General features: G+C 47.0%; 16 protein-coding genes. 13 read left to right on the forward strand and 3 right to left on the reverse strand.

What is annotated here, in order from left to right:
- The first annotated feature begins 13 nt into the window (after window positions 1-13).
- The 9 genes from rpmH (at window position 14) to ACHZBS_RS11670 (ending at window position 6,837) form a co-directional block, all read left to right on the forward strand.
- Window positions 14-148, forward strand: coding sequence for a 50S ribosomal protein L34 (gene rpmH, locus ACHZBS_RS11630; protein WP_155318169.1), 135 nt, complete (start codon window positions 14-16; stop codon window positions 146-148).
- A gap of 36 nt (window positions 149-184) precedes the next feature.
- Window positions 185-580, forward strand: a complete 396-nt coding sequence (rnpA, locus tag ACHZBS_RS11635) for a ribonuclease P protein component (RefSeq protein ID WP_319406677.1) — start codon at window positions 185-187, stop codon at window positions 578-580.
- A gap of 11 nt (window positions 581-591) precedes the next feature.
- Window positions 592-801, forward strand: a complete 210-nt coding sequence (yidD, locus tag ACHZBS_RS11640; RefSeq protein WP_319406678.1) for a membrane protein insertion efficiency factor YidD — start codon at window positions 592-594, stop codon at window positions 799-801.
- A 140-nt stretch (window positions 802-941) separates the two neighbouring features.
- Window positions 942-2,603, forward strand: coding sequence for a membrane protein insertase YidC (gene yidC, locus ACHZBS_RS11645; RefSeq protein ID WP_319406679.1), 1,662 nt, complete (start codon window positions 942-944; stop codon window positions 2,601-2,603).
- Window positions 2,604-2,618: 15 nt separating this feature from the next.
- The gene (gene jag, locus ACHZBS_RS11650) at window positions 2,619-3,401 is read left to right on the forward strand and encodes an RNA-binding cell elongation regulator Jag/EloR (RefSeq protein ID WP_319406680.1); all 783 of its coding nucleotides are present in this window, start codon (window positions 2,619-2,621) and stop codon (window positions 3,399-3,401) included.
- Between the two features lie 30 nt (window positions 3,402-3,431).
- Window positions 3,432-4,847 (forward strand): tRNA uridine-5-carboxymethylaminomethyl(34) synthesis GTPase MnmE, encoded by a 1,416-nt coding sequence (mnmE, locus tag ACHZBS_RS11655; RefSeq protein ID WP_319406681.1) that lies wholly within the window; start codon window positions 3,432-3,434, stop codon window positions 4,845-4,847.
- Window positions 4,848-4,884: 37 nt separating this feature from the next.
- Window positions 4,885-5,568, forward strand: coding sequence for a YkgJ family cysteine cluster protein (locus ACHZBS_RS11660; RefSeq protein WP_319406682.1), 684 nt, complete (start codon window positions 4,885-4,887; stop codon window positions 5,566-5,568).
- Between the two features lie 9 nt (window positions 5,569-5,577).
- Window positions 5,578-5,922 carry a hypothetical protein gene (locus ACHZBS_RS11665; protein ID WP_319406683.1) on the forward strand — a complete coding sequence of 115 codons (345 nt, stop codon included), beginning with the start codon at window positions 5,578-5,580 and terminating at the stop codon, window positions 5,920-5,922.
- 60 nt (window positions 5,923-5,982) lie between these two features.
- Window positions 5,983-6,837 carry a 50S ribosomal protein L11 methyltransferase gene (locus tag ACHZBS_RS11670; protein ID WP_319406684.1) on the forward strand — a complete coding sequence of 285 codons (855 nt, stop codon included), beginning with the start codon at window positions 5,983-5,985 and terminating at the stop codon, window positions 6,835-6,837.
- 136 nt (window positions 6,838-6,973) lie between these two features.
- On the opposite strand, the gene ACHZBS_RS11675 is transcribed toward ACHZBS_RS11670, so the two are convergent.
- The 3 genes from ACHZBS_RS11675 to ACHZBS_RS11685 form a co-directional block, all read right to left on the reverse strand.
- Window positions 6,974-7,156: a hypothetical protein gene (locus ACHZBS_RS11675; RefSeq protein ID WP_324292403.1), complete on the reverse strand. Its 183-nt coding sequence runs from the start codon at window positions 7,154-7,156 to the stop codon at window positions 6,974-6,976.
- 396 nt (window positions 7,157-7,552) lie between these two features.
- Complete coding sequence (locus ACHZBS_RS11680) at window positions 7,553-8,680, reverse strand: sodium ion-translocating decarboxylase subunit beta (protein WP_319406686.1); 1,128 nt, start codon at window positions 8,678-8,680, stop codon at window positions 7,553-7,555.
- An 18-nt stretch (window positions 8,681-8,698) separates the two neighbouring features.
- On the reverse strand, window positions 8,699-9,109 hold the full coding sequence (locus tag ACHZBS_RS11685) for an OadG family protein (protein WP_319406687.1): 411 nt from the start codon (window positions 9,107-9,109) through the stop codon (window positions 8,699-8,701).
- A 340-nt stretch (window positions 9,110-9,449) separates the two neighbouring features.
- Between ACHZBS_RS11685 and ACHZBS_RS11690 the strand changes: the two genes are divergently transcribed.
- The 4 genes from ACHZBS_RS11690 (at window position 9,450) to ACHZBS_RS11705 (ending at window position 14,244) form a co-directional block, all read left to right on the forward strand.
- A complete protein-coding gene (locus ACHZBS_RS11690) occupies window positions 9,450-10,628 on the forward strand; it encodes a BMP family ABC transporter substrate-binding protein (protein ID WP_319406688.1) in 1,179 nt (392 codons plus the stop codon).
- Window positions 10,629-10,705: 77 nt separating this feature from the next.
- The gene (locus ACHZBS_RS11695) at window positions 10,706-12,250 is read left to right on the forward strand and encodes an ABC transporter ATP-binding protein (RefSeq protein ID WP_319406689.1); all 1,545 of its coding nucleotides are present in this window, start codon (window positions 10,706-10,708) and stop codon (window positions 12,248-12,250) included.
- The gene (locus tag ACHZBS_RS11700) at window positions 12,237-13,319 is read left to right on the forward strand and encodes an ABC transporter permease (RefSeq protein WP_319406690.1); all 1,083 of its coding nucleotides are present in this window, start codon (window positions 12,237-12,239) and stop codon (window positions 13,317-13,319) included. Before ACHZBS_RS11695 ends, ACHZBS_RS11700 begins: the two co-directional genes overlap by 14 nt.
- 4 nt (window positions 13,320-13,323) lie before the next feature.
- Window positions 13,324-14,244: an ABC transporter permease gene (locus tag ACHZBS_RS11705; protein WP_319406691.1), complete on the forward strand. Its 921-nt coding sequence runs from the start codon at window positions 13,324-13,326 to the stop codon at window positions 14,242-14,244.
- Window positions 14,245-14,283 lie beyond the last annotated feature (39 nt).

Raw genomic sequence — 14,283 nt, forward strand, 5'->3', positions numbered from 1 at the left:
AGGAAATTAGACGATGAAACGTACTTACCAACCGAGTAGAATTAAACGTGCCCGAACGCATGGATTCAGAAAAAGAATGTCAACGAAGGCCGGTCGCCGTGTTATTAACCGTCGGCGGGCGCGTGGCAGAAAACGACTGGCGGTTTAACTGGATTGTCGATGAAGACCCATTTTTGAATTGTCGGTGGAAAAGAAAAATAAAAAATACTATGAAAACGGGTCTTTATCAACGTTACGATTTAAGTTCACCAAGGCGGATCGAATAAGAACGTCCATTGAATATCGGACGTTGTCTAAAAATGGAGGTCGTTTTTACAGCGACTGTTTTATTATAATATCCCGAAGAAATCAGGTTTCGAGATCTCGCCTTGGCATCACCGTCTCTAAAAAAGTCGGGAATGCCGTGACGAGAAATAGGATCAAGCGAATCATTCGCGAATATTTTCGATTAAACAGAGGCAGATTGCCGGGCCGGCTCGATATTAACATCATTGCCAGACAATCGTCTGGAAGGGTAGGGACTGAGGCAATTATAAACCAACTCGGGTCTTGTTTCGAGATGCTTGCCGGAAAATCCTGAATTGCGGGAAGATGAATAAACTGGCACTACTCCTGATTAAATTGTATCAGATCTTTATTTCACCCGTTTTAGGGCCTGCATGCCGATTTGTTCCGTCCTGTTCCGAATACGCTTACCAAGCGATCTCCAATTATGGTGTTTGGAGGGGATGCCTGTTGGCGCTCAAAAGGCTTTTGCGGTGCCATCCGTTCAACCCTGGTGGCTTTGATCCGGTTCCGTAGACATTCAGCCCCTTTCGAAAATTCGATTTGATTTGTTTTAACCCGCCTCGATTGCCTTCTGCGATAAGCTTACGCCGTTTAAAAAACCTACAACGTATCTTTCGCGACTGTTGGCGCAATTTGGCGTCAAGGAGAAAAAAATGGAACAATTTCGACTGTTGCTTGCCATTGGTCTGTCTTTTCTGGTGCTATTTGTCTGGAGCATGTTTTTTGTTGATCGGCAGCCGGTAATCGACAATCAGAAAGTCCAAATAACGGAAAAGATGACGGCAGAAAAACAAGCGCCGATTAATACTGGCACTACAACGGGCAACACCATCAGTCCTGACGCGATCGAGGAGATGCAAGCGGCTCAGATTCCGGAAAATCAAGGACGGGAAATAACCGTCGAGACCCCCTTCTACTCCGTTCGCATTTCTGCTAAAGGTGCATCTTTTACCAGTTATATCCTCAAAAAATATCGTGAATCCGTAGAAAAGGATTCTCCGAACAAACAACTGATTCCTGAAACCTTCAAAAATGGAGTTATTCGTACATCCCTATCAGGAAAATCGTTGAAAGGTTTGGATGAAGCAATTTTTTCAATTGATCAGGCGGGTGACCGACTGGTCGTCGATGATTCACCGAAAGCTCTGTCCTTTAACTGGGTTGCTCACGACGGGAATATCGTTAATAAAACCTATACCTTCGATCCCGATTCCTACCTTATCGATTTAAAAGTCGTTCTAAAAAATTCATCAAAACGGTTGTTGAAAGATCAACTAGTTCTTTCTGTCCGAAAACCCATAGAAGAGAATAAAGGGTATGGTTTTGTTGGACCTAGTGGGTTGATCAACGATAGTCTGGAGCAGGTTAAAACAAAAAAAATTAAGGAGCAGGATGAATATAAAGGCAATATAAAATGGATCAGCGTAGAAGACCGGTATTTCCTTTCGTGCATTATTCCCGCAAAGGAAATCAACGGAAGCATGAAATTGGCAACGATAGACAAAATAGTCGTAAATCAGTTGGTTAACCCCATTTTTGAAATTTCACCGGGCACCCAGGAAGCGTTTCAGTTTTATGTATTTATGGGGCCCAAAAGCATGGATTTGTTAAACAGCCTTGGCCATGATCTCGGCAAGGCACTGAATTTCGGTTTTTTTAATGTGATCGCCAAGCCCTGCCTGTGGTTTATGAACAAAATCCATAGCGTTGTTCCCAACTACGGAATCGCAATCATCCTTTTGACGGTGTTCACGAAAATTATTTTATGGCCTTTGGGCAACAAAAGTTACAAGTCAATGAGTGAGATGAAAAAGCTTCAACCATTGATGACTGAAATTCGCGAAAAGCATAAGAATGACAAACAAAAAATGAATCAGGAGTTGATGGCGCTATATAAAACCTACAAGGTCAACCCCATGGGAGGGTGCCTACCCATGGTCCTTCAGATACCCGTATTTTTTGCCCTTTATCGGATGCTTTACCAGGCTATCGAATTGAGACATGCACCCTTTTTTCTATGGATCAACGACTTATCAGCTCCTGATCGGCTTTTCCACTTTGGTTTTTCCATTCCTTTTATGGAACCGCCTTATGGAATTCCCGTTTTAACCATTATCATGGGTGCAACCATGTTGCTTCAACAAAAAATGTCTCCTCCTCCAGGAGACCCCACTCAAGCCAAAATGATGATGCTAATGCCCGTGGTTTTCACTTTTATTTTTATCAATTTTTCCTCAGGACTGGTGTTGTACTGGCTCGTTAACAACGTGCTTTCCATAAGCCAGCAATACTACGTTCAAAAGAAAACCACATAAAATTTGGAGGCAATTATGTCTAAATCATATGAATTTCAAGGGAAAAATGTTGATCAAGCACTTGAAAAGGCTAGTGACGAACTCAGTATACCGGCTGAAAAAATCAAACACGAAGTCATGGCTTATGGTTCAAGTGGGATCTTTGGCTTAGTCGGTGTTAAGAAAGCTAAAATTAAGGTGTTTGTTGAGGAAGATAAAAATAAAGCAAAGCGTTTAAAACCGTACCAAAAAAAATCGACTGTCGAAAAATTTGAAAAAACTCTCCCTATTAAAGGCACTCTTGAATCAGAGGGCTCGCCGAAACATGATGAGGAACTACTTTCTTCCGGAATTCAGGGTCTGCAGACCCTTATAAATGGAATTACGGTCGGAGCGACCGTTCAACTAGTTCAGAAAAAGGACAAATTGATTTTTTCAATTTCAGGTGGAGATAGTGGCGTTCTGATTGGGAAAAGAGGGCAGACGCTCGAAGCTATTCAATATCTTCTAGAAAAAATGATTAATAAAAAGAGTACCAATCGAGTCCGAGTGCTGGTGGATGTGGAGGGTTATCTCGATAAACGCAAAAACAATCTCGAACAGATGGCATCTCGTATGGCCGAAAAAGCAAAAAGAACTAAAAAGCCGGTAACCATCGGGCAAATGAACGCACATGACCGACGAATCGTTCACATCTATCTGAAGGATGAAAACGGTGTGCGAACCCAAAGTATTGGAGACGGTTATTATCGGAAATTGATGATTTTTCCAAAAAAACAGTTTGGATCCAATAGAAGAAACACTGATGCAAAAGCGTAAAAAACGGCTGTTTTTTTCATCAGGTGCTCTATGACCCAAAATACGATTGCCGCCATTTCAACGCCGTTGGGTCCCGGCGGAATAGGAATCGTCAGAATTTCAGGGCCAAACGCCTTTGCGATCCTTAAAAAACTCTTTGTTCGGGATAAACAAAAAATCGGACCAATCGGCAAACTTGCCATTGAACGTGCATTGAATTCTCATGTGGTTTACTATGGGCATCTCATTGATCCGGAAAACGGTATTATTCTCGATGAGGTCCTGGCAATTTATATGAAAGCGCCCAAAAGTTTTACACGGGAAGATGTTGTAGAATTCCATTCACACTCAGGTTTTGTGGTTCTGGATCGGATTTTAAGTGTCGTTGTCAACAACGGCGCTGTTTTATCAGGTCCCGGTGAATTTACTAAACGCGCTTTCTTAAACGGCCGGATTGACCTGACCCAGGCGGAAGCGGTTATCGATCTTATTAACGCACCCTGTGAAACGGCCGTTCAATTGGCTAGTTGCCAGGTTGCCGGTGGACTCCGAGACGTAATTCAGGGTGTTTCAGATTCTATAACAACCCTGGTGGCGAGTTGCGAGGCAGGTATAGAGTTTTCCGAAGAGAGCGAAATTGACCAGGAAAGCTATCTTAGAAATATTCAAAAGACAATGAGACAGACTATTTTTCCGGAGATATCTTTGCTCATCCAAAGGCAAAAGGACACCGCTATTTTTAAGGAAGGCCTTCTTTTGGCCATTGCAGGCGCTCCTAATGTCGGAAAGTCGAGCTTATTGAACCGGCTGGTTGAAAGGGAAACCGCCATTGTGTCTGAGGTTCCCGGTACGACCAGGGACGTTGTACGAGAATATTTTTCAATAAACGGGGTTCCTGTAATTATCTGTGACACTGCAGGAATTCACGACACGAACGATCCTGTAGAACGCATTGGTATTAAAAAAGCGCGTGACCATTTCAATCAGGCGGACCTTGTAATTTTGGTTTTAGAAGCAACTCGGGAGGTTAACGGTTTTGAGAAAAAACTGGCTGAGGAGCTTGGAAGATCAAAAACGATTGCCGTGATAAACAAAGATGATTTGGCTGAAGATGACATGGTCTTAAGTATACAAAAGCAAATTGATGGCGTTCCTCATATCAGAGTTTCTGCAAAAACGGGGACCGGGATTGTTGACTTGAAGAGGTTAATATTTAAAGATTTACTTTCGGATAAAAACATCACCAGCCGTGAACGGATCACCCCTAATTTGCGCCAGAGGAAAATTCTGGAAAAAGTATTGAAGGAGCTTGAACAATGCGTGATCGCTGTTGAAACGGTGCAATCGTTAGAAGTTGTTTCTGGAATGTTAAATGATGTCCTCCGTCTTCTGGACGAAGTCTCTGGAAACAGGAACAAGGAAGAACTTTACGATCATATTTTCAGCCAATTCTGTATTGGCAAGTAGTGTTTCACGTGAAACATTCGTTGGGAGAAACCGGCCTATGATACCCGAATTGGAAAATGTATTTAAGAAATATGAAACCTTTGTCGACCAATTGGATGGGATCTTTGAGACCGTTCGAAAACAACATCCAGATTGCGTGAAATGTAAAATGGAGTGTTCGGATTGCTGCCAGGCACTGTTCGACCTTTCTTTGGTCGAAGCGATTTATATTAACTCGAAATTTTCGGAAAATGTTTCGGCCGAAAAGAAAGATAAAATACTTGAGGTTGCCAATACATCAGATCGAAAAATATACCAATTGAAACGGAAAGCGTTTAAGGCGGTGGCGGCCGGCGAGAAATCTGAAGAACAGGTCCTTCTTGAAATGGCTGCCGAACGGATACGCTGTCCGTTGCTGAACGAAGAAAGTCGGTGTGACTTGTATGCGTTTCGTCCAGTGACTTGCCGACTCTACGGTATCCCCACCGCGATTGCCGGACGTGGTCATACGTGTGGGCTGTCTGCCTTTAATACGGGTGAATCCTACCCCACAGTTAATTTGGACTCGGTGCACACAAAGCTTCATGAATTGTCTTGTGAAATCATTGAGGTGTTGCAATCCACGCATGTAAAGATGGGTGATGTGTTGATGCCGCTTTCCATGGCTCTGTTAACCGTTTTCGATGAGGCGTATCTTGGTATCGACGCAGATAAAAAAAAGCCTGAAGACAGTCAGGCATGAGGGGGTAACATGGAGAGCTCTTTTTCCGATGCGGACAAGAAAAAAGCCATTTTTGACACCATGTCGCCCCGGCGGCAAAAACACATTCTAAACAAACTCGGCTACGACAAGTGGGATCCGTTTGAAAAACCGAAAGACCCGATCGATATCCGTAGAGATAAAAGCCGTAGAACGTCTCAAATGTTAGTCAGAGAATTTTTGCAGTCGCGTCCATTGGACGGGTATTCCAACAGCTACGGGAGAGGTGCGTTGGATATGGCGATAGGGATCGTCAATGATGACGACCGTTACCTTGCGATGTATGATTTTGCTTTGTGGCATAATAATCTGTTGAAGAAAGAAGGGCTTAAATAGTGCCCTGTTTTTTCGGTGGGATAGCCGGAAAATGCCATCCCCGATTGAGGTGACAACTATATGTGTGCCTCACAATCCCAGATTCTTCGATTCATCGCCGAATCGCCTTTCAAGGTAAGTTTTTGTTGTTTAAAACGTCATTTCTGCGATATTCACCAGTGTCATCCAAAAAAGCTTAAGCTCTTGATCGCCAGCCTTATGCAAACCGGCCAGTTGTGTTATACCTCCCACTACGGAAATTCCTTCATCGAAATTTCATACGACCAACCAACGGCCGTTTCCGAAAACGTGGTTATAAAGCCACCGTTGAGTTCTTTGAAGCCTCTCCCGGGTCAGGAGGTTGTTTCCCTTGGCAGGGGGGCCTCTTTTGGTGGGGGGGAGCATCCAACCACCCGCCTTGCCATTCAATTGATTGACGAACTTCTTCATCAGCCACGTCTGCGGGATAAGTGCCAAAAGTACAGAGCCGTTGATATCGGGACAGGATCCGGCATTTTGGCGATTGTTGCAGCAAAAATGGGGGTTGGTTTGGTTTGGGGTATTGATTCGGATCCCTGTGCCATTTTTGAGGCCAGAGAAAACGTTCGTCTGAACCAACTGGAAGAACGGGTCAAAATCCTCGATGATGATTTATCTGCCATTACCGGTTCGTATGATTTGGTCTTCGCCAACCTGAGAATGCCAACATTGTATGGATTTCGGTCCACTTTAGAAACAAAGACCGCTGCGGACAGTGTGCTTATTTTTTCAGGGTTGAAAACAGATGAGGCCCACCCCTTGTGTGAGTTTTACAAAGAGGTCGGGTATTTTGTTCATCAAAAATGTTCGGAAAAGGGCTGGAGCGCAATATGCTTAGCCAGAGGCTTTTTTTTGAACGAAAATGTCGTGCCCATAGATAATCATTGGGGGGGGTGAGATCGTTTAAAATTCAAGCACTCCAAAAGCCGTCTTTAACCCTTTGTTTTTATAACTGTTTTAAGGAACTGAGGCGTGGTGGGAAGAATAAAAATCGAAAAGGACTTGCATGGCCGTTTGGCACGATCGCTATCGTTTAACTCTCTCTCAGAAACGATGTTCCCAGATGGTATTCTTCATACTGGGTGGGTCTGGTCTGATAAATCTCTAACATGGCCTCATAGGTTTTCCGCGTCTCACTGTTTTTCCATGCCACCCAGTCTTCCATGCGTTGCCATGTAGCAATGACCGCCATGTTTTCCGGAAAGTCTTTTTGCATGAGGGTTTCTCCCGAAATATATCCAGGCTGGTCCAAAGCTATGGATCTGATCTTGTTTAGCAGTGAAAGAATTTGAGGTGTGTTTTCCTTAACGAATCGGCGTTTGATTATTACTTTTGCAATCATGGCTTCCCCCATTAGTTTAATTGGTTGAAAAAAGAGAACGGCAGTAGATGTGGCGACGAGAGAGGAAGGCTAAGGCGCGTGTTGAAAATGACAGGGCGCATCGAATTCGCCGAACCGTTTCCATTAACATTTTAAGAATCGCACAGTCAAATCCAAGAGGTCAAGCGTAAATCATAGTCTTTAAAACAAGCAAACAAAGATGCCGGAGAATGAATTCAATTCTCCGGCATCTTCAGCGGTGTTGAAACGGGTATCCTCGAATGGTAGCAGTTATCCTACATTAAAACTCCACAGAATACCGGCGCAGATTGCAGACCCGATAACGCCGGAGGAGTTGCAGGCCATGGCATGCATCAGAAGGTAGTTGGATGGATCTTCTTTCTGTCCCATCATATGTACTTCTCTGGCAGACCCGGGAACCGCAGATACACCGGCTGCGCCGAGTAAGGGGTTGATCTTTTCTTTTGACACGAGATTCATGAATTTACCAAAAAGCACACCTGACGCTGTAGCGATGCTGAAGGCCACCGCTCCAAGCGCAAAGATGCCAACCGACTTGGTGGTGAGAAAAACATCGGCCTGGGTGCTGGCCCCGACGGTTAACCCTAAAAAGATTGTGGCCGTATCGATGATGGCGTTTCGAGCGGTTTGTGCAAGGCGGTCGACAACACCGCTGACCTTCATCAGGTTTCCAAAAAAGAAGGTTCCCAACAAGGGAATGGACGCTGGGGCTAGGAAGCAGCAGAGGAATAAACCGACGACCGGGAAAATCAACAACTCCTTTCTTGAAACCGGCCGAGGGTCGGGCATGTGAATCCGGCGTTCGTTCTTTGTTGTCAGCAGTTTCATGATCGGCGGTTGAATGATCGGAATCAGTGCCATGTATGAATAGGCGGCAATGGCGATGGGGCCTATTAGGTGCGGTGCCAGCTTGGCCGTTAAAAAGATGGATGTTGGGCCGTCGGCCCCACCGATGATTGCGATGGAGGCAGCCTCTTTTGGAAGAAAACCCAAGGCCAAAGCACTGAGCAGGGTAAAGAAAATGCCCATTTGCGCTGCCGCTCCGAGCAGCATCAGTTTCGGACGTGCCAGCAGCGAGGAAAAATCGGTCATGGCACCGAGGCCAAGGAATACTATCGACGGATAGACGCCGGTGGTCACGCCAAAATAAAGGTAGTGAAGAACGCTGTTCGGTTCATAGATGCCGAGTCCGAAACCCTTAAAAAAAGGGACATTGCCCAATAAAACCCCAAAACCGATGGGAAGCAGGAGCAACGGCTCATATTGTTTACCGATGGCCAGGTAGACAAAGACGATTCCAATGCCCCACATTAAAAAGTGCCGGTAATCGGCCAGGTAATACCCGGTATTGGTCAGAAACTGCAGTAAAAGATCCATTTATCAGGTCCTTGTTCTTTATTCGGATAGGGGTTGCCAGGAAAAGCGTCCGTCGCCTACAGAAACCAATATGCCTGCGTCCCTGAAGCGTTTGATCGAAAGATGGGGATGGGGAAGTCCGACTTCTTTGGCTTTCCGGTGTAGATCGATCAGGTCGAACGTTTCACCTATGTCTTCGGTAAAGGAGATATAGATCGTTGATGCGGCGCCAAGTTCGTCCGGAAGCTTATCTGGAACGATCCTTTTCGGTTGGGTCGATATTTTCGATTTTTCGATGGGTGGATGGGGCTTTTCTTCAAAAAAACCGGTAAGGCGGGGAATCATCGATATTAAAAAAGAAAGTACCGCCAAGCCGATGAGAACGATACAGGCTCCCGCGCCGGCCATGGCCCACCCGTTGGCTTGTTGTATAGCCGCTAACCCGTACATTTTATCCTCCTGAGACTGACGCTGTCAGTCACCCTTATAATAAGGTGACAAGCGCCCGGTATTTAAGTTTCCTGAAATTACAATTTTCCCATAAAAGACCAAAATAATTAAACAATCATACCGCTAACCCAAAGTCAATGATAAAGCGTCAATAGCCGTTGAATCAGAATATTTCTTGAATTGGATAAAAATGTGATGAACAAATCGAAAAAGCAGAGGCAACACTCCGAAGATTGAAAAACACTGTTGTTGACTTAACGAATCGGATCATCGTAGTTAAAAGTCCTGTTTGAATCAGGAAAAAACGACTAAAAGGTTCTGTCAAGAAAAGGAGGAGCAAATGAGGGGCAGTAAAATATTGCGAAAGCGTTTTGTCTGGATCGTTTTTTGTGTCGTGCTGTATACCCTTTTTGGATCCGGCGTAGGTGTCGCGGCTGAAAAACCGCTCAAAGCCGGTTTTGTCTATATTGGACCGGTTGGCGACTATGGTTGGTCTCATGCCCATGACGTGGGAAGAAAATATGCCGAGAAGCAACTGCCGTGGTTAAAGACCGTTTTTATCGAGTCCGTGGCTGAAGCTGATTCCGATAGAATAATCGACCGGTTTATTCAGGAAGAAAAATGCGACGTCGTTTTTACGACCAGCTTCGGTTACATGGATGGCACCCTTAAAGCGGGCAAGAAATATCCGGACAAACACTTCATGCACTGTTCCGGTTTCAAACAGACTAAAAATGTTGGCACCTATTTCGCCGACCTTTATCAGACCTATTATCTGAATGGGTTGATGGCCGGCGGGCTGACCAAAAGCAATAAAATCGGCTATGTAGGGGCCTTCCCCATTCCGGAGGTGGTTCGCCATATCGATGCCTTCGCCCTTGGTATCAAAGCGGTGAATCCCAAGGCGGACGTTCATGTGCGGTGGACCTATGCCTGGTATGGGCCGGACAAGGCCAGGGAGGCGGCAGAGGCACTGATCGCCGACGGTTGCGACGCGCTTGCGTTTACCGAGGACACACCGGCGGTCATTGAAGTGGGCCAGGAGCATACGGAAAAAGGCAAGCAAATTTATACCTTCAGCCATTACAGTCCGATGCAACCCTATGGAAAAGACTCCGTGGTGTCCGGGCAGTTGGTGGACTGGGGGGTCATGTACGAAAAGATTCTCAAGGATCTTCATGAAGGAACCTGGACGAGTGATGACCTTTGGTGGTTGGTTGCTGAAAAGGCTGCCATCCTCGGCGGTTCATTCGAAGACCCGATCAATCCCAAGTTTGTAGATGCATTGAAGGCCATTTCCGTTCCAACGAAAGATTTTGGATCCCTTTCCGTTTATGACCTGGTCGTCAAGCGCTATGAGCAGATGAAAAAAGGCACCGACGTTTTCGATCCTTACATGGGGCCCATTTCAGACAATACCGGAAAGCTGCAGATCAAAGCCGGAGAAAAGGCCTCCAAGGCAGACCTGCTGAGCATCATGTACTACGTAGACAACGTCGTGGGAAGCATCCCCAAATAAGACGCTTGTTTTGATTAGAAGGGGAGCCGGAGTCTTAAGCCCGGCCTCCCTTTTTGTTTTTTTGGATGACGGCCATTATGAAAAAAATTGAAACGCTTGAAATGATAAATATTAACAAGTCATTTCATGGGGTTCGAGCAAACGATAACATCAATTTGAAGGTGTCGTCCGGAGAAATCCTTGGCCTGCTGGGGGAAAACGGAGCCGGAAAAACCACGCTGATGAATATCCTCTACGGAATTTATCAGCCCGATGCCGGAGAGATCCGGGTCAATGGCCATCGGATTTCGATCGATTCTCCCAAGGCGTCTATCGACCATGGTATCGGCATGGTGCACCAACATTTCATGCTGATTCAGAACCACACGGTGATTGAAAACATCGCCCTGGGTTATGCACACGCGCCCATGCTGTTCCCGCAGAAGAAAATGAGACAAAGCATCGTTTCGTTCTCAGAAAAATTCAATTTCAACATCGATCCTGACAAAAAAGTATGGCAGCTGTCTGCCGGCGAACAGCAACGGGTGGAGATTATCAAAGCGCTCGTCAACGGTGCAGGGTTGTTGATTCTTGACGAACCCACCTCTGTTCTTACCCCTCAGGAAACCCGGGATTTTTTCCAGGTTCTGGAAAAAATGAGAAAAGACGGGCAGATGATTATCCTCATCAGCCACAAGCTGGATGAAATCAAAAAGCTTTGCGACCGGGTGACCGTGCTTCGCAAAGGCCGCGTGGTTGGACATGCGTGTACCGAACAGATGGACAAGCGCTCCCTGGCGCGTATGATGATCGGCCGGGACGTTGTTTTCTCATTTTCCAGGGAAAAGATGCCGAGAAAAGAGAAAGTACTGGATGTGGTGGACGTCAAGGTAGATGGCGACAAAGGATATCCGGTAGTGAACGGCATCTCCTTTGAGGTGTACAGGAACGAAATTTTCGGTATTGCCGGTGTTGCCGGAAACGGGCAGCGCGAACTGGTCGAAGCCATTACCGGCCTGCGGCTGGTGACCCACGGAAGGATTCGGATCAACGATATCGATATTACCAACCAGTCGCCCCGAAAAATCCACAACACCGGCGTGTCCCACGTGCCGGAGGAACGGATCCGGTTTGGCATCGCACCTAACCTCTTTCTTTACGAAAACGCGATCCTTAAGCAGCACCACCAGAAGAAGTTTTCCCGGCGGGCTTTTCTCGCTTATGGCCGCATCAAGGCGCATACCCGGCAGTTGATCAAAGATTTCCAGGTGGCCACGCCGTCCATTAATATTCAGACGAAAAATCTGTCCGGCGGTAATATTCAAAAATTGATTCTCGGCCGTGAGATTGCTGACAAGCCGGATATGTTGGTGGCTTCTCATCCCACTTACGGCTTGGATGTGGGTGCAACTGAGTATCTGCGCAATCAGCTGCTTAAGCGGCGTGCAGAAGGCGGCGCTGTCCTTCTGGTGTCCGAAGATCTGGAGGAAATCTTCGCGCTGTGCGACCGGGTTGCCGTCATTTTTCAAGGGAATTTTATGGGGATTCTGGAATCCGATGATTCCCGGATCGCGGATATCGGATTGATGATGGCCGGCACAAACTATTTAAAAACGGGAGAGGGGGCGGATGCTTCACTTTAAAGTCTCTGATCGAGAGCAGATATCCGCCATCGGCATCTTTTTGACCCTGGTCCTGGCGCTGGCTGCCGGCATGGCGGCTATCGGATTGATTTTTATTTTATGCGGCGTGAACCCGATTTTTGCGTTCGAGAAAATTTTCAGCGGATCTTTCGGCAGTATTTACGGTTTCAAAGAGACCATTACCAAAGCCATCCCGCTTATTCTTATCGGTGGCGGCCTTGCCGTGGTGTTCAAAGCAAAATTCTGGAACATCGGGGCCGAGAGCCAGCTTCTCATGGGAGCTATTTTTGGCACGTGGGTGGGTTTGCACTGGGGGCCGGCGCTTCCCTCTCCAGTGATCGTTCCGTTGATGTTTTTTGCCGGGTTTGTCGGCGGAGCGATTTGGGGATTGATTCCGGCAATTCTCAAACTCCGGTTTTCAATCAACGAGGTGATTTCCACTCTGATGCTCAACTACATCTGTGCTGAGTTTCTCACATTGCTGATCGTCGGACCATGGAAGAGCAAAAAAAAATTCGGTTTTCCATATACCGACGATCTTCCGGATTCGGCGATCTTGTCCTTGCTGCCCGGATCACGAATTCACACGGCTACCTTGATTTTGGCGGTGATTGCCGTTGTCGTGTTATCTGTTGTCATCTACAAGACCCGTTTCGGGTATGAGGTGCGGGTGATCGGCGAAAATCCTGATGCGGCAAAATATGCGGGCATCGATTTTTCCCGAACGACGATGCAAATCATGGTCATCAGTGGCGGCATGGCCGGTCTGGCCGGGGTGGGGGAGGTAGCCGGTATCCATCATTATTTGAGCTATCCCGACTCCATCTCCTCCGGCTATGGTTTTACGGCGATTATTGTGGCCTGGTTGGCCAAGCTCAATCCGATTTACGTCATTTTTTCGGGTATCTTTTTTGCCGGGATTCTCGTAGGTGGAGACGCGATTCAGATATCTCTCGGACTGCCTGCGGCAACGGTGGATGTTTTTAATGGAACCTTGCTGATTTTTCTTATTATGGGTGATTTCTTTACCAAGAACAAGGTACGCTTACTGTTGGGAGAAAGGGCCTAACCCCATGGAGGAGATCATCGTTTCTGTGGTTGAGCGTACGCTGGTTGCCGGAACCCCCTTGCTGCTCGGTACCGTTGGCGAGATCATTTCTGAGCGCTCCGGCATACTTAATCTTGGCGTGGAAGGCGTAATGGCTGTTGGTGCGGTAACTGCATTTATCGTTACCCACCATACTGGCAATCCATGGCTCGGGCTTTGCGCGGCCATCATTGCGGGGATGCTGATTTCCATTGTTCATGCGTTTGCATCGGTGAGTCTTCAATCCAACCAGGTGGTCTCCGGCCTGGCGCTGACCATGCTCGGATTGGGGATGGCGGGATTGCTGGGAAAACCTTACGTGGGGAAGCCGCTGGCCATTAAAATCAACGCCATGCCCATCCCTTTCCTTGCGGACATACCTGTGGTGGGCCCGGTACTTTTCAATCAGAGCCCCTTTTTTTATATGGCGGTGCTCCTGGCCATTGGCGCCTGGTTTGTTCTTGAGCACACATTGCTGGGTATTCGCATCCGTTCGACCGGCGAGAACCCCAAGGCCACGGAAACCCAAGGGGTCAATGTTTCGATGGTCCGATATCTATCCGTAATTATCGGTGGTGGCTTTTCTGGCATGGCCGGTGCCCACCTCTCCATTTCCTACAGCAAATCATGGATCGAGGGGATGATTGCCGGGCGCGGTTGGATCGTTATCGCCCTGACCATTTTCGCCCTGTGGAATCCAATGCGGGCCGTGGTAGGCGCTTTTCTTTTCGGTGGAATCTTTGTGCTTCAGTATATGCTCCAACCCTTGGGGATTTCTCCCAACTTTTTAGCCATGCTGCCCTATATGGCTACCTTGCTGGTGCTTTTGGTGGGGGGGCTTCGGGACAGCCGCCGCCTGAACGCCCCGGCCATGCTGGCGGAACCCTACCGCCGGGGAGACCGGTAGCCCGAACCGTATATGAATTCATGTTTTTAGGGCTATCGC

It is taken from the genome of uncultured Desulfosarcina sp., from assembly GCF_963664155.2.
Classification (GTDB): Bacteria; Desulfobacterota; Desulfobacteria; order Desulfobacterales; family Desulfosarcinaceae; genus Desulfosarcina.